Raw genomic sequence first — 23338 nt, 5'->3', positions numbered from 1 at the left:
GTTTCTTTTTTCATAAATTCTTTCCGAAACTGCAGGGGAGAGCATTTTTTGTGCTGCCGGAACAGGCGGATGAAGTAGCTGGTAGAGCCAAAGCCGCAGGAGGCAGCAATTTCTGTTACCGGGAGTGTAGAGGAAACCAGCAGTTTTTCTGCTTCTGTGAGCCGGATACGGGTGACGTAATCGCTGAAACTCATGTGCAGAAGGTGATTGAAGCAGCGGGAAAAATAGCTGGAACTCATGCCGCACAGCCGGGCTGCCTCAGAGGCTTTCAGCGGCATATCGCAGTGTTCCTGGACGTAGGAAAGAGCCGGGGTAAGCTGTGCGGCCAGTTCGGCCTGAAAAGGCGCTTCAACAGGCTGTGAGGTGCCTTTCTGGTGCCAGTAGCGCAATACCCAGAGAAAAATGCTGCTGATATGATTTCGGATGGCCAGAGGATAGCCGTAAGGCTTTTGCGCGTCTTCCTGAAACAAGGCATCTATGAGCTCGGGAATTTCCGTCTGTGCAAGAACGTTATGGGGAATGACTTTTTCCTGTATCTGACTGTCTGTGAGAAAAGGCAGAAGATAAAGGATTTCGGAACCGTTCTGAGAAAGTCCGTTATAGACCAGTTGGGGGAGAAACTGTATGACATAGTAAGTTCCTCCGTTTTCCGACAGGCTGTTAATGAGATGTACTGCATTGGCGGGAATCAGAACCATATCTCCGGGGCCGAACCGGTGATAGGAGTTCCCCAGGTAAATCTCAAAGGTTTCTTCCCGACCGAATAAAATTTCAATATATTCATGATAGTGGGCAGGGTAGACCATCCCCGTTCCTTTCATATCCTGCAAGTGGCATACATACTGTAAGGGAATACCGTCTATGCAGGGCTTTTTTTCTTTCATGTATTCCATGGCAAAGTCCTTCTATGACAAAATTTTATTATTTTTGAGCATGAAAATTATAGCATCAAATCCGGGAAACGTCTATAATAAAGCCAGAAAATTCCACAGGGAAACAGAAAGGAAAGGAAAAAATGGAGTGTACAAAAATGGGCGTGCCCTTAGAGGGCTTCGGCGATAAGGTAAGAGAGACGGCAGCAGAAGGAATGGTCCTTCTGAAAAATGAGAAACAGATGTTTCCGCTGACAAAAGAGGACCATGTGGCCATCTTTGGAAGATGTCAGATAAATTATTATAAAAGCGGAACCGGTTCAGGCGGTGCGGTACATACAGCCTATACCACCAATCTGGTGGAGGGTCTGCGCCGTTATAAGGAGATTTCCTTAAACGAAGAACTGGTGCAGATTTATGAAAACTGGGTAAAAGAAAATCCTTTTGATGACGGAGGCGGTGTCTGGGCAGGGGAACCCTGGTACCAGAAAGAGATGCCGGTGTCGGAAGAGATGGCAAGAAAAGCGGGAGAAACTTCCAATAAAGCCATTGTGGTAATCGGAAGAACCGCAGGAGAAGACCAGGACAATGCTCCCGTGGAAGGCAGTTATCTTTTAACAAAAGAAGAGAGACAACTCATTGAAACTGTGGCAGGGTGCTTTGAAAAGACAGCCGTGGTGCTGAATGTTTCCAACATTATAGATATGAGCTGGCTGGAAACCATACAGAACAAAGCGCATGTCTGCAGTGTGCTTTACACCTGGCAGGGCGGTATTGAAGCCGGAAATGCCAGTGCAGATGTGCTGACAGGAGCAGTGACTCCAAGCGGCAAGCTGCCGGATACCATTGCCTATGATATCGCAGACTATCCCAGCACAGAAAACTTCGGAGACGAAGAGAGAAACTATTATGCGGAAGATATTTATGTGGGTTACCGTTATTTTGAAACTTTTGCACCGGAAAAAGTGCAGTTTCCCTTTGGCTTCGGTTTGTCTTACACAGAATTTCAGACTCAGGTGACAAGAGCCAAAGTGCAGGGAGAGGGAAAGGAAGCAGTTGCTGTAATAGAGGCTTGTGTGACCAACACAGGCGCCGTATACAGCGGCAAAGAGGTTGTGCAGGTCTATTATGAAGCCCCTCAGGGAAAACTGGGACAGCCGGTACGTCAGCTGGCAGCTTTTCAAAAGACCGGACTTTTGGCGCCGGGAGAAAGCCAGAAGCTGACCTTTACCATCAAGGCATGTCAGCTGGCTTCTTACGATGACAGTGGCGTGACAGGATACAAAAATGCGTATGTGCTGGAGGAGGGGACGTATGGTTTTTATGTGGGAACCGACGTGCGAAATGCCGGACAGGTGCTTTTTGCAGAGGGAAAGGGTCTGAAGATTCCTTCCTGTGTGGTTGTGCAGAGCTTACAGGAGGTGCTGGCGCCTGCAGAAGCTTTTCAGAGACTTCGTCCGGGCAGATTGTCCGAACAGGGGATATATGAAAAGACAGAGGAAGATGTGCCTTTACAGAGCGTTTCTTTAAAGGCGCGGATTGCAGAAAATCTGCCGGAAGAAATGGAGATTACCGGAGACAGAGGGATTACTTTTTCTATGGTGCAGGAAGAGAAAACATCCTTAGAGGCATTTGTAGCACAGTTTACCAAAGAACAACTGGCGAGAATTGTAAGAGGAGAAGGCATGTGCAATCCTATGGTGACACCGGGAACAGCCTCTGCTTTTGGCGGAACAGCCCCAAGCCTTTACCGCTATGGAATTCCAGCAGCCTGCACTGCAGACGGACCTTCCGGAATCCGTATGGACAGCGGTCTTCAGGCCACACAAATGCCCATCGGAACCGTGCTGGCGGCCAGTTGGAATCCTGAGATGATGGAAGAATTATACGAATGGGAAGGAAAAGAACTGTTAAGAAATCAGATTGATACCCTTTTAGGACCGGGCATGAATATACACAGAAGCCCTTTAAACGGAAGAAATTTTGAATATTTTTCAGAAGACCCTTATCTGACCGGAACATGTGCGGCGGCAGCGGTAAGAGGTATCGGGAAAACCGGAGCAGCTGCTACCATTAAGCATTTTGCCTGCAACAATCAGGAAAAAGGCAGAACCACGGCAGACTCTGTAGTGTCCCAGAGGGCTTTAAGGGAAATTTATCTGAAAGGCTTTGAAATGGCAGTAAAAGAAGGGAAGGCACGCTCTCTGATGACGTCTTACAATCCTTTAAACGGACACTGGACTGCTTCTAATTATGATTTGTGTACCACTGTTCTGCGGGGAGAGTGGGGATATGAAGGCATTGTCATGACAGACTGGTGGGCCAAGATGAACGACCCTGTAGAAGGGGGAAAAGGGGATATGAAGAATACGGCCGCTATGGTTCGGGCACAGAATGACCTGTACATGGTTGTTGGAAACGGCGGTTCCGAGGAAAATATCTATGAAGATAATACCTTGGAAGCGCTGGAAAGCGGAAACCTGAGTGTAGGAGAACTGCAGAGATGCGCCATGAATATCTGTCGCTTTATTTTGGAGAGCCCGGTGGCAAAAAGGCCTTTAAAGACACCGGAAGAACTGGAAAAGGAAGCCGGAAGCTTTGCTTTTGTGCCAGTGAAGCTGATTCCCGAAAAAGAGGAAACTATGCGGCTGTCTATAGAGCACACCGGACGGTATAAGTTTTTTGTGAAGCTGCGTTCCGGACTTTCTCAGCAGGCCCAGTCGTCCTGTAATCTGCTGCTGAACGGAAAGCCTGTAGCTACCGTACAGACCAATGGAACCGGAAACGAGTGGAATCTGATAAAGCTGGAGAACATCTATCTGGAACCGGGAGACTATCAGGCGGCGCTGCAGGACGTGAAGGCAGGCATGGAGATAGCCTGGGTGGAAGTGTGCAGGTAGAAAACGGGGAACGGTTCTTTGCGGCAGTTCCCCAAAAGATTATTCTCTGTATTGACTGAAAATTCCTCTGATAACCTCATAAAGAGGCTTCTTTATCTGGTCTAAAGGCACCGGCTGTTCATAAAGAATGGTATTGTAGCTGGTGCCGCTGACCAATTCTAATATCATATACATCATCAAATCCGGTGTGCGGTAGGTATGGGAAGCATGGGCCAGCATGGTTTCATAAATGGTGAAAATAGCGGGCGTATCTTTGCTTGGCGCAACACTTAAAAAATCTTTGAAAAATCCCCAACTCAAATGTTTGGAAATCAGCAGCACCAGATTGTGGTTCTGGGCAAACTGGTCCAAAATGTTGTCAATGATAAACAAGACCTGTTCTTCAAAATCTTCAATTTCCTTATGTTTTCTAAGTTCTGTATAGGCTGTCTGAAAAACCTGATTGGCCTTGTGACTGATTAAATGATTGCGGATATCATACTTATCCTTAAAATACAGATAGAAAGTTCCCTTTGCCACTCCTGCTTTTTTAACGATATCTGCAATGGAGGTCTTGTTAAACCCATTGTCAATAAACAAAGTGAAAGCAGAATCCAGAAGGGAGTTTCTTTTCTGCTCTTTATTAGTTTCTATCTTACTCATTGATATTGCCTCCTTCCCCACAATTATAGAGAGAAAAGAGGGGAAAAGTCAAACCTCAAATGTCTGAAATGAGGAATTCTTCATATTGCATAAAAACGAAAACTGACTTTTGGTCATAAGTGATATTGACTAAAGGTCAGTTTTGCGTTATAACAATTAATGACCAAAGGTCATAAAAATAAGAATATGAAGACGCTATGTCTGCATATGTTTAGCAAAAACGGGAAAGGGAGGAAAGGAAATGGTAAAGCTGGGAAGGAAAATTGTCAAATTCCGGGTTCCGATTTTTGTTCTGAGCCTGCTGCTGTTGATACCATCCGTGATAGGATATATAAACACCAGAGTGAATTATGATGTGCTGTACTATCTGCCGGATGATATTGAAACGATGAAGGGACAGAATATCCTGGTGGATGAATTCGGAACCGGTGCGTATTCCATGTTCGTATGTGAAGGCATGCCAAATAAAGATGTGGCGGCTCTGAAAGAAAAAATAGAGGAGGTAGAGCACGTTTCGCAGGTGGTGTGGTATGACAGTTTTGCGGATTTAAGTCTTCCGACAGAAATGCTGCCGGAGAAAATACGAAGCGTTCTGTTCTCAGAAAATTCCACCATGATGTTTATTATTTTTGATACGACTACATCAGCGGATGAAACTATGGACGCCATAGGAGATATCAGAAAGCTGGCGGGAAAGCAGTGCTTTGTCAGCGGCATGTCGGCCATTGTAACAGATACCAAAAATCTGGCAGAGTCGGAGGTGGCTATTTATGTACTGATTGCCGTTGTACTGTCCTGTATCGTTCTGGCGCTGGCCATGGAATCCTATCTGATTCCGTTTCTGTTTCTGGCCAGTATCGGTATTGCCATTGTTTATAATATGGGAACGAATATTTTCAAAGGAGAAATTTCTTATATTACCAAGGCGTTAAGTGCAGTTTTACAGTTGGGTGTTACCATGGATTATTCCATTTTCCTGTGGCACAGCTATCAGGAACAGAAGGAAACTTATAGAGAGAACCGCAAGGAAGCCATGGCCCAGGCCATAGCTGCTACCATTAAATCCGTAGTGGGAAGTTCGGTTACTACCATTGCAGGCTTTGTGGCGCTTTGCTTTATGAGTTTTACTTTGGGTATGGATTTGGGAATTGTCATGGCAAAAGGTGTGGTATTTGGCGTTCTCTGCTGCGTTACCGTGCTTCCGGCTATGATAATGATTTTTGACAAACCTCTGGAAAAGACAAAGCACAGACAGTTGATACCGGATTTTCCGAAAGTCTCAGAATTTCTGGTCAGGCATCATAAAACCTTTGCGTTTCTCTGCGTGGCTCTGTTTATACCGTTTGCCTATTTTCAGGCAAATGCAAAAGTATATTATAACCTGGATGCCAGCCTTCCAAAGGATTTGGAATCCATTATGGCCAATGAAAAACTGCAGAAGGATTATGATATGGGTGCGGCCCACATGATTCTCATGGATAAAAACATTTCCGGTAAGGAAAAACACAAAATGATAAAGGAAATGGAGCAGGCAGATGGTGTAAAAGAAGTGCTGGGACTGGAGAGCATTATCGGACCGTCTCTGCCGGAAAGCATGATACCAAAGGAGATTAAGGACATTCTGGAAAGTGACAACTATGAACTAATGCTCATTACCAATGAGTATCAGACAGCTTCCGAAGAAGTCAATGACCAGATTAACGAATTGAATCAAATTCTGAAATCTTATGATAAAAACGGCATGCTGGTAGGTGAGGCACCCTGTACCAAGGATTTGATTGAAATCACAGACCATGACTTTAAGGTAGTCAGCGCAGTTTCCATCGTGGCCGTTTTTCTGATTATCCTGTTTGTGTTCAAATCCATGACCCTTCCGGTGATTCTGGTACTGGTTATTGAGGGGGCAATTTTCATTAACATGGGAATTCCGTATCTCACAGGAACAGAGCTGCCGTTCATTGCCTCCATTGTTATCGGAACCATTCAGCTTGGGGCAACGGTAGATTATGCTATTTTGATGACCAGCCGTTATGAGCAGGAAAGAGGAGGCGGCAAGAGTAAGAAGGAATCCATCAGTATTGCCCTGCAGAGCAGTATCCGTCCCGTTATGGTATCAGCATTCAGTTTTTTTGCGGCAACCTTTGGGGTTGGTGTGTATTCGAAGATTGATATGATTAGTTCTCTTTGTCTTCTTATGGCAAGGGGCGCATTAATCAGTATGTGCGCAGTGCTGCTGTTTCTGCCTGCCATGTATTGGATATTTGACAAAGTTATTTGTGCAACAAGTAAAAATTTCAAGGTTAGGAAATAGGAGGTTTTGGCTATGAAGAGGAAAAATGTGCAGGCGCTTCTGGTGGGTATGGCTGTGATGATGTCGGTGATTCTGCCCACATCGCCCATACTGGCAGCAGAAAACACACAGACAGAGAAGGAGCAGACCGTTTATGTAACTGCAGATGAAAATGGAAATTCAGAAAATGTGATTGTCAGCAACTGGCTGAAAAACAAGGGAAAAGAGAAAACCCTGAAAGATAAAAGCAGTCTGACAGACATTGAGAATGTGAAAGGTGATGAAACTTTTAAACAGAACTCAGACGGAACACTTACCTGGAATACGGACGGCGGAGATATTTATTATCAGGGAACCACAGGCAAAAAATTGCCGGTTTCTGTAAAGCTGACGTATTATCTGGACGGTAAGGAAATCCAGGCTTCTGATTTGGCAGGAAAAAGCGGTAAGGTAAAAATCAGAATCGACTATGAAAATACAGAAAAACGGACCGAAGAGGTCAATGGAAAAAAAGAAGAAATCTATACGCCGTTTATGATGATGACGGCCATGATTCTTCCAGCTGATACTTTTACCAATGTAGAAATCACAAATGGCAAGGTGCTTTCCGACGGAACGAATGATATTGCAGTAGGGTATGGATTTCCGGGTCTGTCAGACAGCCTGAAGCTGTCAGATATGAAAGAATTGGACGATATGGAAATTCCGGACTATGTGGAACTGACGGCAGATGTGAAAGATTTTTCTCTGGGAATGACGGCTACCATAGCTGCCACAGGTCTTTTAGAAGATTTGAATCTGGGAGAGACTGCCAACACTGACGATTTAAAGAAAAAACTGGATACGCTCACTGATTCTTCCACGGCTTTGGTAAAGGGCAGCAAAGAACTGCAGGAAGGCATTGCCGCTCTGGACAGTTCTGCAGATACTTTTGTAAACGGCTTAAACAGTGCGGATGACGGCGCCGGAAAGCTGAAAAACGGCATTGATACCATGAATAACAGCAAAGGGGAACTTTTGGACGGGATTGCTCAGCTGACTGCAGGTATGAATTCACTGGAAGGCGGAGCCGGACAATTAAGGGATGGCATCAGTGCTTATACGGATGGCACTTCTAAGCTGGGCAGCGGAATTACCCAGGTGGCAGACGGCGCGGCAGCGCTTAACAGCGGTATGGAAACCCTTGACGAGAAAAAGGGAACGCTGCTTGACGGTATCGGTCAGTTAAGCGCAGGAGGAACACAGCTGGCTGCGGGAAGCGAAAGCCTTAAACAGGGTGTGCAGGCTTACACGGCAGGGACGGCCCAGTTGGATGCAGGTCTTGGAAAGCTACAGAGTGAACTCGGCGGTTCTGTGGGGCAGGCATCCAAACTTCCGGAGGCCATTCAGAGTCTCACAGACGGAGCCGGACAGCTGATACAGGGAGCAGAAACTTTAAAAGAAGGCATGACACAGGCAGAAGGGGCGGCCGGAAAGTTGGGAGCCAGTGTAACAGGATTGAAAACTGCGGCGCAGACAGTAGGAGATTTAAGCGGTCAGGCGGCAGGTATGATTGAGAACTTTGTAAACAGCCAGACAACACCAAGCGTAGATACCAATGCAGTAAACGAACAGGCCAGTGCCCAGGCGAATGAACAGCAGTATAACAACGTGGCGGCAGCTTTGGATGCTGCAGGTGTATCGGAAGAAGAAAAACAGGCCGTACTGGCAAATCTGGGCGGTATCGGAGTATCTGTGGATGTGAAGGTACCGGTGACTTACGGTGACAACAGCGGTGCGGCAGATACAATCCAGGGATTGCAGCAGATACAGGGGGCAATGACAGCAGTAAATGGACAGATACCAGAGGCAGAAGCAGTACTTTCAGAAGCAGAAGCACAGCTTCATACCATGAAAGAAGGAGCAGCCAGTGCTGCAGCCGGAGCAGAAACTTTACAGAAAGGCGCCTGGTCTTTGAAAGAGGCGGCAGGTTCTATGGGGAATTTGACTTCTCTTTCTGAAAAATTGCAGAAGGCAGTGGGAGAATTGAAAAAAGGCAGTGAAGCACTGACTGCTAAGAATACAGAGCTAAATGCAGGCGCCGTATCTGTAGCTTCCGGGGCTTCGTCCTTAAATGCAGGACTGCAGCAGATGTCAGAAGGTGCAGGCCAGTTAAGCGGCGGTATTGCTCAGCTGACCCAGGGCAGCAGCGCTTTACAGGCGGGAACGCAGCAGCTTCAAACAGGTGTAAATGCATTGACAGCAAAGAATGATTCCTTAAACAGCGGGGCAGCCGGGTTAGCCCAGGGCAGTTCGGAACTCTTAAAGGGCGGCAGTGCACTGGCGGCAGGAGGAAATGTGTTAAGCGACGGCATTTCCCAACTAGCAGACGGAGCAGCAGCCTTAAAAGACGGAACGTCCCAGCTGGCAGCAGGGGGAAAAGAGTTAAAGGGCGGAACTGCAAAATTAAAAGATGGTTCCACGCAGCTAAGGGATGGTATGGAGAAATTTGATAAAGAAGGTGTACAGAAGCTTGCGGATATGGTAAACGGTGATGTGAAAACAGTTCTGGACAGACTGAAAGCAGTAGAAAATGCAGATAAGTCTTACAAAGCCTTTGACGGACAGTCTGAGAATGTGGACGGAAAAGTGAAATTTGTTATTGAAACTGCCGGAATTGAAGCAGAATAAAGACATTTTGTCATTGTATCCTCTGGCAAAAAGAGCTATAATGTTCCTTACGCAGAAAAATGCAGAAGAGAACTCTATATCTATACAGAAGGAAGAGAGGATACGCAAATGAGTGTATATGCCATTTATTTCAGCCCAACCAGGGGGACAGAGAAAATCCGGCAGAAACTCCATACTGCAGAGACTTATGAAAAGCTGGCTCTGCCGGGCAGCAAGCCTTACAGAACGTATCAAGGTGTGCCGTTAAAGCCAAAGGCAGATAAACACTGTACAGCCTGCGGCCTGTGCGCCAGAGTCTGTCCGGCTGGTGCAATTCCCGGTGACAATCCAAAGAAGACGGATAAATCCAAATGTATTTCCTGTATGCGCTGCGTCCAGGTCTGCCCTCAGAAGGCAAGAAATATAAGTAAATTAAAAGTGAAACTTGCTTCTGCGAAGATGAAAAAGACTTGTACAGAGCGCAAGGCAGATGAATTGTTTTTATGATAAAAAGAGGCTGCGGGGTGCAGCCTCTTTTTCAAGCATGAGCAGCATCTATTTATGGCTTTTCAGATAACGTTTTTCCAAAAAAGAAATCATTCCATATAAAAAAATGGCAATGATACATAAAATTACAATGGACATAAGCATAGTGGTCAGTTGGAAGACCTGGCTGGAATAGATTATCAGGTAACCAAGTCCGCTTTTGCTTCCAATCATTTCTCCAATGACAATTCCAATCAAAGACAGTCCGATATTTACCTTCATAACGCTTAAAATCAGAGGGACAGACCCCGGAAGAATCACTTTCAAGAGCGCATCTTTTTTTGTGCCACCCAGCGTTTTTATAAGTTTTAATTTATCCGGATCTGTTTCGCAGAAGCCGGTATACAGATTCATGATGGCGCCGAAGACGGCGACGGAAATTCCGGCAAGAATGATGGTTTTCATATTGCTGCCTAGCCACACAATGAGAAGCGGAGCCAAAGCGGATTTCGGCAGACTGTTTAAAACCACAAGATACGGTTCCAGTACGGCAGACAGTCTGGGAAAGGCCCACAAAAGAACCGCGCACACAATACCCAGCAGTGTGACCAGAAGAAAACTGATGAGCGTTTCTGTGAGCGTGACAGAAATATGCCGAAGGAGCGTGCCGTTGTGAAAAAGTTCCGCCATTTTCTCCGCTATCTGGGAGGGGCTGGAGAAAATAAAAGAGTCTATCGTGCCTGTTCGGGCACAGATTTCCCATAAAAAGAGAAAAGCAAAGAAAAGAAAAAATCGGAAAAACTGTATGAGCATGGCATTTTGTTTCAGCTTTTTCAGATATTTTTTCTGCTCCTCAGAGGGATTGAGAGGATACATCATGATGATTCAGCTCCTTCCATATTTCATTAAAATAAGTTTTAAATTCAGGGGCATTGCGGGAATCCATAGGGGTACGCACAGGCATGGAAAAAGTAATGGGAATGATTTTTTGTATGTGCGCAGGTCTCTGGCTGAATACAATCACCCGGTCTGCCATACTGACGGCTTCAGAAATATCATGTGTGACTAAAACAGCGGTTTTTCCTTCCCGGCGGATAATGGTTCCGATGTCATCACTTACGGATAAACGGGTCTGATAATCCAGAGCAGAAAAGGGTTCGTCCAGAAGCAGCAGTTCCGGTTCTAAAGCCAGAGTGCGGATGAGTGCCGCCCTTTGCCGCATACCTCCGGAAAGCTGGGAGGGTCTTGCGGTTTTGAATTTGTCCAGTCCATAGTCTGCCAGAAGCTGCTCGGCGCGTGCTTTGGTATCCGGGGAAAGTCTTTTTTGAATTTCCAGCCCCAGCAGGATGTTGCTGTAAATGGTCCGCCATTCAAAAAGATGGTCTTTTTGCAGCATGTATCCAATGCTGGCAGTTTTTTCCTGTAAAGGTTTTCCGGCTAAAAGAATTTCGCCTTTTTCCGGATGTAAGAGGCCGCAAAGCATATCCAGAAACGTAGATTTACCGCACCCGGAGGGACCTACGATGGCAGTAAATTCTCCTCTGGATACGGAAAAAGATATATGAGAAAGGGCAGGTGTTTCCCCGGATTTTGTGTGGTAGGCATAACTGATGTCATTTACATTTAAAAGAGTTTCGCCCATAAAATCAATCCTCCTGGTGGTATATATCATTATGATATGAAGAAAAACAGGTACTTGACAAATATAGTAGATATTATTACTATGATAAAGAAGCATAGTGATTAAAATCCTGAGAAGTACAGAACAGGAGGAATGCAGAATGAGGATTTTATTTTTTGACACAAAAACTTATGATAAGGAATCGTTTGAAAAACAGACAGGAAATTATCCTGGTATAGAAATTGATTATTTAAAAACGGATTTGGCACCCAAGACAGCGCCGTTGGCCAAAGGATATGACGCAGTCTGCGCTTTTGTAAGCTCTGATGTGGGAAGCGAAACCATGGATGCGCTTCACGAAGCGGGAGTTCGTCTGGTCTTAATGCGCTGCGCAGGATTTAACAATGTGGATTTAGAAAAAGCAGCAGAATACGGTATTCGGGTTATGCGTGTGCCGGGATATTCTCCCGAAGCCGTAGCGGAGCATGCAATGGCTCTGGCCCTTGCAGCAAACCGCCGTATTCACAAAGCATATGTAAAAGTGAGGGAAAATGATTTCAGCCTTGGCGGACTGATGGGGATGAATTTTTACCAGAAGACGGCCGGAATCGTGGGTACAGGAAAAATCGGTGCAGCTATGGCGAAAATCTGTCGTGGCTTTGGCATGAAGGTCATTGCCTATGATGTATATCAGAACCCGGAACTGGCTGATTTTGTAACCTATGTAACCTTAGATGAATTGCTGGCTTCCAGTGACTTGATTTCCCTGCACTGCCCGCTGATGGACAATACCTATCATCTGATTAATAAAGACACCATTGCGAAAATGAAGGATGGGGTAATTCTGGTAAATACCTCCAGAGGCGGTCTGGTAAAAACCAATGACCTGATTGACGGTATCCGTGCCAGAAAGTTCTTCGGTGTAGGACTGGATGTTTATGAGGAAGAGACAAAGAACGTATTTGAAGACCGTTCAGATGAAATCCTGGAACACTCCACAACAGCCAGACTTTTGTCTTTCCCCAATGTTATGATTACGTCTCACCAGGGATTTTTTACAGAGGAAGCCCTGGCGGCCATTTCTCAGACCACGCTGGACAATGCCGTGGCTTTTGAAAAAGGAGAAATCACCGGAAATGAGGTCACAGAAAGACAGTAAACCTGAAAAGGAAAAGACTGCAGCGAAAAATGCAGTCCCTGTTAGGAGAATATGCTCTTGACAGGGGCTGTTTTTTTATGATTTCAGGGTTGACAAAATTCTGGAAAAGTGTTACTTTAAAACAAGGTTAGGAAAGACTAACTAAAATTGCTGTAAGCAAAATATCCTAAAGGAAAGAAAGGTGTAAAAGTAATGAGTAAAATCGCAGTTGTATATTGGAGTGGAACCGGAAATACAGAAGAGATGGCGAATGCCGTTGCAGATGGGGCAAAGGCGGCAGGAGCAGAAGCCGTTTTGCTGACCAGTGGAGCGTTTGACGCTTCTATGACAGAGAATTATGATGCGATAGCTTTTGGCTGCCCGTCTATGGGAGCCGAAGAGTTGGAAGAAGAGGAATTTGCGCCTATGTTTGAAGCGTGTGAGAGCAGACTGGAAGGAAAGAAAATTGCTCTGTTTGGCTCCTATGGCTGGGGAGACGGCGAATGGATGAGAAACTGGGAGGACACCTGCCGCTCAGATGGAGCCGTGCTTGTCTGCGACAGTGTCATCTGCAACGACGCACCGGATGAAGAGGCCGTGGCTGCCTGCAAAGCACTTGGAGCAGCGCTTGCAGCAGCGTAAAAGGGCCAATTCTTTTATACTCGAAAGTTTAATAGTTCCGGTTCTGCAATGCGGATATGGTTTTCCAGAGACGCTTTGTCTACAAGGGCAGGAACAACCCCGGTTCTGGAAACGCAGAATCCAGCGGCATAAGTGGCAATGGGAATTGCTTTTTCCAGAGGACAGCCTTCTGTCAGATAAGAAGCCAGGGCTGCGATGAAGGCGTCGGCACCGCCGGTAGAATCCACAGAGGGAAAAGCGGCGGCCGGAAAGGCACATGCCATATCTTTCGTTCTTAAATAAGAGCCCCGATGGCCAAGGGTAATAATGACTACCGGACAGCCCAGGGAAAAGAAAAACGCAGCCTGCTTATCCACTTCCGTTTCCTGGGGGCACAAAAGAGCAGCTTCCTTCCGGTTTGGAACAAAGATGTCCGTGTTCTTCAAAAGTTTATCCGGAAGAGTCTTTAATGCTGCAGGCTTCACAATGGTCTGTGCCCCATATTTCCGGGCCGTTTCGGCAGCACAGATACAGGTTTCCACAGGAATTTCTGTAGAAATCAGGCAGTAACCGCAGCCCTCAAACAAATGCTCCCGGGAGGAGATATCTTCCGGGAAAAGATTTTGGTTGGCTCCCGGAAGAATGGTAATGCTGCTTTCTGCGTCTTTCTGCACATGGATATAAGCCTTTCCGGTAATGGAAGCGGAATCTCTCCGAAGCCCCAGGGTCAGAACCTGTTCTTTCTTTAAAGAGTCGTAAATCATGGTGGAATCGTAGTCATTTCCAATCTTTCCGATAATGGTCACTTCCCTTCCCAGGCGGGCGCTTGCAATGGCCTGGTTAGCTCCTTTGCCGCCCAGTGCCATACAGGAAGACGTGGTGATAATCGTGCTGCCGGAACTGGGAGGTTCTTCTACATTTAAAGTAATATCCATATTAATACTGCCTACAGATACCAGTTTTTTGTAGCGGCAGGAAGGCGGTTCGCTGATACTTTCTTCATGGTCAAAGAGCAAATCTCCGAATTCAAAAAGGGCAAACTCCGGTTCGGACTGTTCTTCGCAGCGGGCAATCAAAGACTCACATGCCTTTTCTCCGAAACGCTCATAAGGAATACGGATAGAGGAGATTCGGGGAAAACAAATGGCTTCCCTGCCGTCTTCCCGCAGGCTGACCAAAGATAAGTCAGAAGGAATGTGATAGTGAAAGCTGTCCACTTTTTCATAAAGAGAAAGGGCTGACTCGAAATGTGTGCTGACCACTCCTGTAAAGCCCTGCCGGGATATTTGGGTATAGAAATCCGGGTCAAAAACAGAAATCTTTCTGTCTTCCGTATAGGGGATTTCATGGTCAAACAGACATTTTTTAAAGCCTTCAAACACCATATCTGAGCGCAGGCTGCCGGGCTTTGTAAGACAGCAGATATGGGTATGACGGTAATCCAAAAGCTTTTTGGCAGCGGCATATCCCATTTGGGAGAAATCAAGGCAGCAGGCTTCCTGAGGAAAAGAGCTGTTGATGTAGGAAATGGGAATGTTCTGCTCTTTGAAATGTCGCGCCTGGGAAAGGCTTTCTTCGCAGACAGGTTCCCAGAGAACTCCGTCAATCTTGTGTCTGCACAGTGCTGTGATGTGTTTTAATTCCTGCTTGGGATTATCTGCACTGTCACAGATTAAAACGTTATAGCCGTGTTTCTGGGCTGTCTGCAGGATACCGTTCAGCATCAGATGCATCTGGGAAGTTCGTTTCAGAAGAACACCGATGAGGAAGGTTCTGGCGGAAGAAATGCTCTTGGCTGCCCCGTAAGGGGTATAGTTGTATTCCTTTACGATTTTCAGAACCCGGTTTTTGGTCTCAATATTTATATTTTTGGCCTTGTTATTCACAATTTTGGAAACTGTGGATATGGAAACACCGGCCAAATTTGCAATATCTTTTATGGTCATAAAGAAAATACCTCACTTTCGTTGATAGATTTATTATTGACTATCTGAAAAAGTTTGTCAATAATAAGGATTTGCTTAAGTGAGGTATCTTTTTTTGGGGCTTCTATTCTATTGGATATTCCTTATGGTGTTCGTCCGTGAGTTTTTCATAGACTTCATCGCTTACTGCTTCCAGCCACTGATTGGAAGTGTTTTCTCCGGGGCATTCCATAGCCAGATGACTGAACCAGCTGTGAGCTTTGGCGCCGTGCCAGTGCTTTACATTAGCCGGAATCGTAATGACATCGCCGGGTTTTAAAGACTGCGCCTCTTTGCCTTCTTCCTGATACCAGCCTTCGCCGTTTACACACAGAAGAATTTGTCCGCCGCCTTTGTCAGCGCGGTGAATGTGCCAGTTATTGCGGCAGCCCGGCTCAAAAGTGACGTTGGCAATGAAGACAGGGCAGTTCTGGGGATTCGTAAGAGGCTTTAAGTAGCTGTTTCCTGTGAAATATTGGGCAAATGCCGTATTTGGCTCGCCCTGACCGAAAAAGCCGCCGTGAGCTTCTGTTGGGACATCTTCTGCATAGACTTCTTTTGCCATACGAAAGGCTGCCCATGCATTGGGCCAGCCGGCATAAAAAGCCAGATGTGTGAGAAGTTCTGCCATTTCTGTGCGGGTAACACCGTTTTTACGGGCAGAAGCAAGATGGTGCTGCAAAGAACTGTCCACAATCCCTTTGCTGACTAAAGCGGTAACCGTAATCATGGAGCGCAGTTTGGGGGCAAGCTGGTCTTCTCTGGACCAGACTTCTCCAAAGAGTACATCATCATTTAAACGTGCAAATTCCGGTGCGAAATCGTTTAGGGCATCTCTGCCTGCTGTTTGTTTTATCATAGAAATTCCTTCTTTCTTTTAAAATATGGTTGTTCTTATCTGATAGAAGCGCCCATGGAGTAAGCTTTTTCCAAAGCGGTATGCCCCTGCATCTGATTGGGGTCATCCACACCGCCTGCAAAGACAACGCCGGCCAGCCGCGCTTTTTCGTAGCAGTCAATCCAGCCCTCCAGGCTGCTGATGGCTCTTTTATCAGTGCCTTCTTCTTCCTCTGCGGCAGTGGAAAGCAGATAAATATCGCGGAACGCATAATCAGAGGAATAAAGTGCATTGGCCCGGTCAATCAGGGTTTTCATCTGACCGCTGATATCATAGTAATAGATAGGAGTTGCCCATACGATTACATCTGCCTGCTGCATTTTCTCTGTAATGGGGGAAGCGTCGTCAGAAATGACACACTTATGCAGTTTCTGACAGGCCAGACAGCCTTTACAGAATGCAATCTGCTTATCCCTTAAAGTGATTTGTTCCACTACATTTCCTGCAGCTTCGGCCCCTTCGGCAAAGGCATGAGCCAGAGTTTCCGAATTGCTCTGATTTCTCAGGCTGGTACTGATAATAAGAACTTTCTTAGACATACAAAAACCTCCTGTTTTTTTATTGACATTGCTGTCTATCTGTGTTATTTCTTTTGCTATATAGAATAATCCTTGAAGTAAACTCTAAGTCAAGAACTTTTTTCAGATTTTAATCGGAGGAGGCGCAATATGTTTGGATTTGGAAAGAAAAAACCGAAAACCTTATGGATTTCCATGCAGGACATTTTGAAGATTATGCGGGAGGATTATGAGAAGGAGAGTACCTTTGAACTCATAGATTTTTGTTACAAGGGTACCGTACACCGTATGGGCTCCTGTACCATTCCTCTGGACGAGGAACCGCGGAAAGAAGACATTCGTTTTGTGTTTGATGAGGATGTCTATGGGACACTGGAAGAGTTTCTGCAGTATGTCCGGCTGGAAGGTATGACACTTGTGGAAATGGAGGAGGACGTGGAGGTTTTGCAGGCCGGAATTGTAGGCGGGGAGACACTGCTGAGTTCTCCGTGGGGAGAGAACAGGCTGAGTGCGCATGCAAAAAACAAGTAAAAGCAGATTTACTTTTTAAGAAATTTATGGTATATTGTAAGCAGTTTTGAAAAAAGGAGGCGCACAAATGGGCTGGAAAACACCTTATTTGATGATTCAAAAAGGAAACTTTTTTGGTGTTCAGGCTATAAGTGCGCCCATTTTTAGGAATATTTGTCTGAAAACTCGTTGAGTTTTGTCGTTTTCAACTCTAAAAGTGGGCATCATTCTACAAAAATATAAGAAAAGAGTGGTGCAATATGAATATCAAAAAACAACTTCAGAATTTATATCTTTATGAAATTATCAGCGGACTTCAAATTGTAGATGCAGTATGGGTTTTACTCCTTTTGAGCCGGGGCTTTTCTCTGGCTCAGACAGGGATTGCAGAAGGATTCTTTCATGTGGTCAGTATGTGCTGTGAAATCCCAAGTGGTATGCTTTCGGATATGATAGGGCGGAAAAAGACACTGATTCTGGCAGGTCTTGTATCGGCTGCAGGTTCTTTGTGCATGATTGCCACAGACTTGTTTGGCGTGATTTTAGTTGCCATGGGTCTGAATGCGTTCAGCTATAATCTGGTATCCGGTACAAGGGAAGCGTTGACTTATGACAGTCTTTTGGAAAGCGGACAGGAAGAACGGTATTTGAAGGTGTCGTGCATACAGGAAAACATTTATCTTGGGGTTTTCGCGCTGACGAATCTGCTCACGGTAGTCACGGTGACGCTGGGGTATCGAAAAGCCTATCTTATTTCTGTGGTACAGGGACTTCTGTGTTCTGCTGTAGCCTGGCGGCTTTCAGAAACAAAAATCGGAAGAGAAAAAAAGAAAGAAAAGCTGACACTGGCTGATATGGGAAGGGAACTTAAAAATTATTCTGTGGAGAGTATAAGATTTTTAGTTAAAAATTCTCTGGTTTGCAGGCGTATGCTGGTTTGCGGTGCTGTTTCTGCCGGATGCTATATTGTCTATATGATGATGCAGGAGCATTTGGTAGAGTGCGGATTAAGCGCTAAATGGGTTGGAATTCCGCTGCTGGTTCTTTCGCTTTTCAGTATGGCAGGGGCAACTCTGGGAGAAAAAATGGGAAGGGTAAATTTGAGAAAACTGCTGTTTTTTGGCGGTTTGCTGACCTGTCTTTTTATCTCTGCAAGCGGCAGTTCTGTATTGATAGTTTCTGTTCTGGCAGCAGGACTTGCTCATGGGCTTGAGGAAATGTTGATGCTGCGTATAGAAAATGAAAATCAGAAGATGTTTTCCAGCGAAATACGTGCTACAATGGTATCAGTAAGCAGTATGCTGTACAGTGTGTTTATGGTTGTATTAAGTCCGGTGGCCGGATGGATAGCCAAAGAATATTCCATTGCAGCAGCTTTTACAGGACTTGGTATATTTGCGGCAGGTATGGTGTGCGTATTTGTTCTATGGGAGAGGAGGTAAAGCTTATCATATCCATTAAACATACAGATATTTCTGGCTTTTTCAAAGATACGCAGGAATCCTTTCTTTGGTCTTGTAAGCAGGGGATTATGGGGAATTTTTATGCCAGAGAGAGAAACTTTAAATCTCTTATGGCTGTGTTGGGAGACTTCACATTTTTCGACGGAGAACCGGACAGGGCGTTGGTGGAATATCTGCCAAAGGAGAGCAAACCAGAGTTTCGAATTCTGGTTCCACCGGATGAAGCGTGGGGGAGGCTCATTGAGGACTGTTACCGGGGGCGAAGCCGGAAAATTATGCGTTACCGCATGAAAAAGGAGCCGAATACTTTTGATACAGACAGCCTGAAACGAGTGGCCCGGCTTCCAAAAGGGTATACTTTTAAGTGGATAGAGGAAGAATTTTACAATCGGTGCAGAGAAGAAGAATGGAGCCGGGATTTTACGGCTCAGTTTGCTGATTATGAGAGTTTTTGTACCTTTGGAATGGGGGTGTTGGCTCTAAAAGGGGAAGAGCTTGTTTCCGGGGCGTCTTCGTATTCAGCCTGGAAGGGCGGCATTGAAATAGAAGTGGATACCAAAGAGGAATATCGAAGGCAAGGGCTGGCCTCTGCCTGCTGTGCCCGACTGATATTGGCTTGTCTGGAAACAGGGCGATATCCCTCTTGGGACGCCCACACCGAAAATTCTCTGGCACTTTCAGAAAAGCTGGGGTATCATTTGGACTGTCCTTATACAGCGTATGAAATATATGGGGAAGGAAGTAAAATCTAGGGAGAAGGTGGCGTATGCTTGTTCTATGGACGTTGTTTGCAGTACCTGTTATAGGAACAGGGATTCTTTTACATCGGAAATTGCAGGATTGGGAAAAGAAAGATTGGAATATTTTGCCGAAATGTTTGTCTACCTGGATGGTCGTATTTACCGGAGTATGGGGACTCTGCCAGACAGAAGATATGCATACAATGGGAAAGCAGTGGATTTTGTCTGCACTGCTGTTGTTTCTTCTGGCAGACGCCTTGCTGGAAGTGAAATTTTTCTGGGGAATGGGCGCCTTTGCAGCAGGACATATATTTTTGATAGGCTGGATTTTGTCCAAAAGCAGATTCTATCTGGCGGAAATTATTCTTTGGCTGATACTTATGGGGATTTGCCTGTTTCTTTTCCGGGAAGAAGTAAAAGGTGCGAGGGAAAATCCAAAACAGTATGCCATGTTGTTGTATCCTGCTGTTTTGATGGGAATGACAGTGCTGGCTCTTTCTCTGCCTTTCCGTTTGGGAAAGGAGTACGGGTGGATAGCTTTGGGGGCAGGCTTGTTTGCAGTTTCCGATATGATGGTGGGAAAAAGTTTTTTCCACGAGCAGACAAAAGGGATTCACTATCTGGCGCTTGGGCTGTATTATAGCGGAATTTACTGCTTTGCGCTTATGATGTGGATGTGATTTCGTTTTTACGTTTAAGGGATAGGGAAAGGAGTATGCAATGACAAAAGAAAAATTAAGTCGGGCTGTATATAAAAGCCCGGTAGGAGAATTGCTTATTGTATGTACAGAAACAGCATTGCTGTCTTTGGGGGTTCGGAAAGAGCAGGAATCTGCAGAGGATAAAGAAAATAACCCTGTTGTCCAACAGACCATCAAAGAGTTGGAGGAATATTTTGCCGGAAACCGGAAGGTATTTACTGTGCCTTTAGATTTGCGGGGAACAGAATTCCAGAAAAAAGTCTGGGAAGCTTTGAGAGAAATTCCTTATGGGGAGACCCGTTCCTACAAAGAGATAGCAGAAAAAATTGGAAATCCCAAAGCCAGCAGAGCTGTAGGCATGGCGAATCATCGGAATCCCATTGGGATTGTGGTTCCCTGTCATCGTGTGGTTGGCGCAAATGGAAAACTAACCGGTTATGCAGGCGGTATTCCCATGAAACAGGCCCTTTTGGAGTTGGAAAAACCAATGTAAAGGCAGGTGGGATTATACCCAGGGAATTAAAATTCCATGGACACTATAAAGTTTTCAAAAATAAGAAAAGGCCCTATGACGAAGCTGCCGGAAAAAGCAGCGGCATCACAGGGCCTTTATTTGGTGAAATCAGTCGTTTTTTGCCAGTTGGATACCGGAAATGTCGGGCTCTATCATCAGGGAATAGTTGGTATAATACACCACGAATCCGGGTTTTGAACTGTTTGGCTTTTTCACATGTTTCTTCTGAATATAGTCGATTTCCACTTTGGGAGCTGTGCGTCCGCTGGAGTAGTAGGCAGCCAGTCGTCCTGCTTCTTCAAACGTTCTGTCAGGCAGTTCTTCGTTGTTGCTTTTGACAATAACATGGGAGCCCGCCATTTTCTTTGCGTGGAACCACCAGTCATTGCCGGTGGCAAACTTAAAGGTCAGCTCTTCGTTCTGGTAGTTATTTTTTCCTACATAAATATGATAGCCGTCACTGGAAATATAGTGAAGAGGCTTGGATTTTTCCAGAGCTTTTTTCTTTTTGGTGTAATGCTTTTTAATATAACCGCACTCGGTCAGTTCTTCTTTAATCTGGGACAGGTCGCTTTCTGTCAGTGCAATATCCAGAGCCGTGCTGACAGACTCCAAATGCAGGATTTCTTCATGGGTTTCTTTTAACTGTTCTTCCAAAGCCTGGGCAGTTCGTTTCAGTTTGTTATAACGGTCAAAATATTTCTTGGCATTTTCCTGGGGTGTCAGAGTATTGTCCAGCGGAATGGTAATCTCTTCGTTGGTGTAGTAATTCAAAGCCTGGAAGGATTTGCAGCCGCTTTCCAGATTGTAGCCGTAGGTATTAATCAGCTCCCCATAGACTTTGTACTTATCCATTTTCTCTGTATCTTTCATCTGCTTTGTCTGCAAATCGTATTTTTTGCGGTTGCGTTCCAAAGCGGTCTGGACAATTCGGCGCAGGTCGGCGGATTTCTGGCGGATTCGGGTAATCTGGTCTTTTTGTGCGTAGTATTGTTCCAACACAGTGGATATGGAAGGAAAGTCTCTTTTTTCCGCTGTGGTGTACTTAGTCAGAGGAATGGCTGCATATTCCAGAGGTTCCCCTTTTTCATTGTATACAATATTAGGCTGAAAATCGCCGTTTTTTACATCCTCCATGACACGGGTGAAGGTGTGAAACAGGTGTTCCCGTGCAGTTTCGCTAAGGGCCTGGGGAGAGAGACTTCCGTCCACAGAAGCGCGAAAACAGATTTCCTCAGCAATACAGGGGCTGATACCTGTCAGGGAGGTATAAATTCCTTTGGCTATGGCCGTAGGTTTGGTATATACCATGCTGTAAAAGGTTTCCTGGGTCATGGTCAGTGGATTTGCTTTCTCCTGAGTTTTTGGAAGAAAATAGTCTCTTCCGGGCAGAACTTCCCGGACAGAACTGACATTACAGGACACATGCTTGATACTGTCCAGAATCATGCGATTTTCATTCAGGAAAATAATATTGCTGTGTTTGCCCATGATTTCTACAACCAGGGTTTTAAAACACAAATCCCCCAGTTCGTTTAAATGTTCGATGCGAAATTCAATGGCACGCTCCATGTCCGGTTGGGTTACTGCCGTGATTTTTCCGTTTCCCACATGCTTTCTCAAAAGCATACAGAAATTGGGCGCCGTTAAGGGACTGGTTTTGTTCCTGTCTGTAAAATAGATAAGCGGAAGAGAAGCACTGGCAGAAATCAGAAGCCGGTACTGGGTTTTATTGTTCTTTATGGTAATCAGCAGCTCGTCAGGTTCGGGCTGGGCAATTTTGTTGATTTTTCCGCCAACAATGGTTTCATTAAATTCTTTCACCATGCCGGCAATGGTAATTCCGTCAAAAGCCATAATGAGTCTCCTTTCTTTTGAATATGCAAAGCATATGAATTAAAGTTCATTCTATCATAAATTTCTTTTACAGGCAAAAAATATTTGAGGATTACCAGAAGTGAGCTTTTTAGACAAGCTGTAAAATTATGAAACCATAAAACACAGAAAATGGCAGGGGGTTTTTATGAAATAGGAATATATGCACAAAAAACGATGGGGTAAAATGTATAAAAGTGCAAAATATATAAAAAATATTGACATAAAAATAAGAAAATGGTATATTTTCAATAAGGAAAATAATTTAGGAAAATAATTTCTTGATAAGAAAAGGAGACGTGAATGGTGAGCAATATATTAGTGGTCGGAAGCTTGAACATGGACTTTGTCATAAGTGTAAAACAAATGCCGATTTTAGGGGAAACGATTTTGGGAGATGATGTGAACCTTGTTCCGGGAGGGAAAGGTGCTAATCAGGCCTATGCTGTAGGGAAACTTGGTGGAAATGTAGAAATGATTGGAGCTGTAGGAGATGATTTGTATGGGAAAATGCTTATAGAAAATTTACAGAGCGTAGGTGTTGGGACATCAGGGATAGAAGTTATTCAGGGAACGCATACCGGAAATGCCTTTATCAGTGTAGATGAAAAAGGAGAAAACAGTATTATTGTTGTTCAGGGCGCAAACAGCAAGCTCACAACAGAAATGATAGACAAACACGGAGATTTAATTGAAAATGCGGATATTATTATTATGCAATTAGAAATTCCCCTTGAAGTTGTGAAGTATGTCAAATGTCTGGGAAAGAAAAAAAATAAAGTAGTTATTTTAGACCCTGCACCAGCGAAGAAAAATTTAACAGAAGACTTTTTTGAAGGTATAGATATCGTGAAACCCAACGAAACAGAACTTCAGATTTTGACAGGAAAGAAAAATTTTGCCCATGAGGAATTAAGCATGGGAGCGAGAGAATTA

At 45.0% G+C, this 23338-nt stretch carries 20 protein-coding genes; 12 read left to right on the top strand and 8 right to left on the bottom strand.

Annotated elements, in window-relative coordinates; genetic code table 11:
• A partial coding sequence (locus WKT17_RS15125; protein WP_330027389.1) for a helix-turn-helix domain-containing protein occupies positions 1-893 on the bottom strand: 893 nt, incomplete at its 3' end.
• Between the two features lie 122 nt (positions 894-1015).
• Here WKT17_RS15125 and WKT17_RS15120 point away from each other — a divergent pair.
• Positions 1016-3772 carry a glycoside hydrolase family 3 protein gene (locus WKT17_RS15120; RefSeq protein ID WP_330027388.1) on the top strand — a complete coding sequence of 919 codons (2757 nt, stop codon included), beginning with the start codon at positions 1016-1018 and terminating at the stop codon, positions 3770-3772.
• 39 nt (positions 3773-3811) lie between these two features.
• Here WKT17_RS15120 and WKT17_RS15115 read toward each other — a convergent pair whose 3' ends face one another.
• A complete protein-coding gene (locus tag WKT17_RS15115; RefSeq protein ID WP_291683279.1) occupies positions 3812-4414 on the bottom strand; it encodes a TetR/AcrR family transcriptional regulator in 603 nt (200 codons plus the stop codon).
• Between the two features lie 241 nt (positions 4415-4655).
• Between WKT17_RS15115 and WKT17_RS15110 the strand changes: the two genes are divergently transcribed.
• The 3 genes from WKT17_RS15110 to WKT17_RS15100 all read left to right on the top strand — a co-directional run bounded on the left by WKT17_RS15110 (position 4656) and on the right by WKT17_RS15100 (position 9860).
• Positions 4656-6725: an efflux RND transporter permease subunit gene (locus WKT17_RS15110; RefSeq protein WP_173749979.1), complete on the top strand. Its 2070-nt coding sequence runs from the start codon at positions 4656-4658 to the stop codon at positions 6723-6725.
• A gap of 12 nt (positions 6726-6737) precedes the next feature.
• The gene (locus WKT17_RS15105) at positions 6738-9374 is read left to right on the top strand and encodes a hypothetical protein (protein ID WP_173749980.1); all 2637 of its coding nucleotides are present in this window, start codon (positions 6738-6740) and stop codon (positions 9372-9374) included.
• Between the two features lie 108 nt (positions 9375-9482).
• Positions 9483-9860 (top strand): 4Fe-4S binding protein, encoded by a 378-nt coding sequence (locus WKT17_RS15100; protein ID WP_291683276.1) that lies wholly within the window; start codon positions 9483-9485, stop codon positions 9858-9860.
• A gap of 48 nt (positions 9861-9908) precedes the next feature.
• Here the strand turns inward: WKT17_RS15100 and WKT17_RS15095 are convergent, their stop codons facing one another.
• Together WKT17_RS15095 and WKT17_RS15090 are read right to left on the bottom strand one after the other, a co-directional pair.
• Entirely contained in the window at positions 9909-10718 is an 810-nt protein-coding gene (locus tag WKT17_RS15095; protein ID WP_330489597.1) for an ABC transporter permease, read from the bottom strand.
• Positions 10693-11481, bottom strand: a complete 789-nt coding sequence (locus WKT17_RS15090) for an ABC transporter ATP-binding protein (RefSeq protein ID WP_291683275.1) — start codon at positions 11479-11481, stop codon at positions 10693-10695. Before WKT17_RS15090 ends, WKT17_RS15095 begins: the two co-directional genes overlap by 26 nt.
• Positions 11482-11620: 139 nt before the next feature.
• Between WKT17_RS15090 and WKT17_RS15085 the strand changes: the two genes are divergently transcribed.
• Positions 11621-12619 (top strand): 2-hydroxyacid dehydrogenase, encoded by a 999-nt coding sequence (locus tag WKT17_RS15085; protein WP_291683274.1) that lies wholly within the window; start codon positions 11621-11623, stop codon positions 12617-12619.
• 192 nt (positions 12620-12811) lie between these two features.
• A complete protein-coding gene (locus tag WKT17_RS15080) occupies positions 12812-13240 on the top strand; it encodes a flavodoxin (RefSeq protein ID WP_291683273.1) in 429 nt (142 codons plus the stop codon).
• A gap of 14 nt (positions 13241-13254) precedes the next feature.
• On the opposite strand, the gene WKT17_RS15075 is transcribed toward WKT17_RS15080, so the two are convergent.
• The 3 genes from WKT17_RS15075 to WKT17_RS15065 all read right to left on the bottom strand — a co-directional run bounded on the left by WKT17_RS15075 (position 13255) and on the right by WKT17_RS15065 (position 16620).
• Positions 13255-15165: a PfkB family carbohydrate kinase gene (locus tag WKT17_RS15075; protein ID WP_291683272.1), complete on the bottom strand. Its 1911-nt coding sequence runs from the start codon at positions 15163-15165 to the stop codon at positions 13255-13257.
• Positions 15166-15268: 103 nt separating this feature from the next.
• Positions 15269-16048: a carboxymuconolactone decarboxylase family protein gene (locus tag WKT17_RS15070; RefSeq protein WP_334300174.1), complete on the bottom strand. Its 780-nt coding sequence runs from the start codon at positions 16046-16048 to the stop codon at positions 15269-15271.
• 29 nt (positions 16049-16077) lie between these two features.
• On the bottom strand, positions 16078-16620 hold the full coding sequence (locus WKT17_RS15065) for a flavodoxin family protein (RefSeq protein WP_291683270.1): 543 nt from the start codon (positions 16618-16620) through the stop codon (positions 16078-16080).
• A 129-nt stretch (positions 16621-16749) separates the two neighbouring features.
• Between WKT17_RS15065 and WKT17_RS15060 the strand changes: the two genes are divergently transcribed.
• From WKT17_RS15060 to WKT17_RS15040, 5 genes are all read left to right on the top strand, one after another.
• Positions 16750-17130 carry a hypothetical protein gene (locus WKT17_RS15060; protein WP_291683269.1) on the top strand — a complete coding sequence of 127 codons (381 nt, stop codon included), beginning with the start codon at positions 16750-16752 and terminating at the stop codon, positions 17128-17130.
• Between the two features lie 239 nt (positions 17131-17369).
• Entirely contained in the window at positions 17370-18551 is a 1182-nt protein-coding gene (locus tag WKT17_RS15055; RefSeq protein ID WP_291683268.1) for an MFS transporter, read from the top strand.
• Entirely contained in the window at positions 18536-19324 is a 789-nt protein-coding gene (locus tag WKT17_RS15050) for a GNAT family N-acetyltransferase (RefSeq protein ID WP_291683302.1), read from the top strand. The genes WKT17_RS15055 and WKT17_RS15050 overlap by 16 nt, the downstream gene beginning before the upstream one ends.
• A gap of 14 nt (positions 19325-19338) precedes the next feature.
• Entirely contained in the window at positions 19339-19992 is a 654-nt protein-coding gene (locus WKT17_RS15045; protein WP_291683267.1) for a lysoplasmalogenase family protein, read from the top strand.
• Between the two features lie 40 nt (positions 19993-20032).
• A complete protein-coding gene (locus WKT17_RS15040; RefSeq protein WP_173749993.1) occupies positions 20033-20506 on the top strand; it encodes a methylated-DNA--[protein]-cysteine S-methyltransferase in 474 nt (157 codons plus the stop codon).
• Positions 20507-20635: 129 nt separating this feature from the next.
• Here WKT17_RS15040 and WKT17_RS15035 read toward each other — a convergent pair whose 3' ends face one another.
• The gene (locus WKT17_RS15035) at positions 20636-22384 is read right to left on the bottom strand and encodes an Rqc2 family fibronectin-binding protein (RefSeq protein ID WP_291683266.1); all 1749 of its coding nucleotides are present in this window, start codon (positions 22382-22384) and stop codon (positions 20636-20638) included.
• Positions 22385-22705: 321 nt separating this feature from the next.
• Between WKT17_RS15035 and WKT17_RS15030 the strand changes: the two genes are divergently transcribed.
• Positions 22706-23338 (top strand): ribokinase (locus tag WKT17_RS15030; RefSeq protein WP_340273441.1); only part of this gene is annotated, 633 nt, incomplete at its 3' end.

The sequence above is a fragment of the Blautia sp. HCN-20427 genome (assembly GCF_037890365.1).
Taxonomy (GTDB): Bacteria; Bacillota; Clostridia; order Lachnospirales; family Lachnospiraceae; genus Blautia.
This window is presented reverse-complemented; position numbering and strand designations above follow the sequence as displayed.

Bases quoted from the DNA above. Each gene is read 5' to 3' on its own strand.
- WKT17_RS15105 (WP_173749980.1), top strand. From the start codon at position 6,738: ATGAAGAGGAAAAATGTGCAGGCGCTTCTGGTGGGTATGGCTGTGATG.
- WKT17_RS15100 (WP_291683276.1), top strand. From the start codon at position 9,483: ATGAGTGTATATGCCATTTATTTCAGCCCAACCAGGGGGACAGAGAAA.
- WKT17_RS15060 (WP_291683269.1), top strand. From the start codon at position 16,750: ATGTTTGGATTTGGAAAGAAAAAACCGAAAACCTTATGGATTTCCATG.
- WKT17_RS15055 (WP_291683268.1), top strand. From the start codon at position 17,370: ATGAATATCAAAAAACAACTTCAGAATTTATATCTTTATGAAATTATC.
- WKT17_RS15050 (WP_291683302.1), top strand. From the start codon at position 18,536: ATGGGAGAGGAGGTAAAGCTTATCATATCCATTAAACATACAGATATT.
- WKT17_RS15095 (WP_330489597.1), bottom strand. From the start codon at position 10,718: ATGATGTATCCTCTCAATCCCTCTGAGGAGCAGAAAAAATATCTGAAA.
- WKT17_RS15080 (WP_291683273.1), top strand. From the start codon at position 12,812: ATGAGTAAAATCGCAGTTGTATATTGGAGTGGAACCGGAAATACAGAA.
- WKT17_RS15110 (WP_173749979.1), top strand. From the start codon at position 4,656: ATGGTAAAGCTGGGAAGGAAAATTGTCAAATTCCGGGTTCCGATTTTT.
- WKT17_RS15035 (WP_291683266.1), bottom strand. From the start codon at position 22,384: ATGGCTTTTGACGGAATTACCATTGCCGGCATGGTGAAAGAATTTAAT.
- WKT17_RS15085 (WP_291683274.1), top strand. From the start codon at position 11,621: ATGAGGATTTTATTTTTTGACACAAAAACTTATGATAAGGAATCGTTT.
- WKT17_RS15075 (WP_291683272.1), bottom strand. From the start codon at position 15,165: ATGACCATAAAAGATATTGCAAATTTGGCCGGTGTTTCCATATCCACA.
- WKT17_RS15090 (WP_291683275.1), bottom strand. From the start codon at position 11,481: ATGGGCGAAACTCTTTTAAATGTAAATGACATCAGTTATGCCTACCAC.
- WKT17_RS15115 (WP_291683279.1), bottom strand. From the start codon at position 4,414: ATGAGTAAGATAGAAACTAATAAAGAGCAGAAAAGAAACTCCCTTCTG.
- WKT17_RS15065 (WP_291683270.1), bottom strand. From the start codon at position 16,620: ATGTCTAAGAAAGTTCTTATTATCAGTACCAGCCTGAGAAATCAGAGC.
- WKT17_RS15040 (WP_173749993.1), top strand. From the start codon at position 20,033: ATGACAAAAGAAAAATTAAGTCGGGCTGTATATAAAAGCCCGGTAGGA.
- WKT17_RS15120 (WP_330027388.1), top strand. From the start codon at position 1,016: ATGGAGTGTACAAAAATGGGCGTGCCCTTAGAGGGCTTCGGCGATAAG.
- WKT17_RS15045 (WP_291683267.1), top strand. From the start codon at position 19,339: ATGCTTGTTCTATGGACGTTGTTTGCAGTACCTGTTATAGGAACAGGG.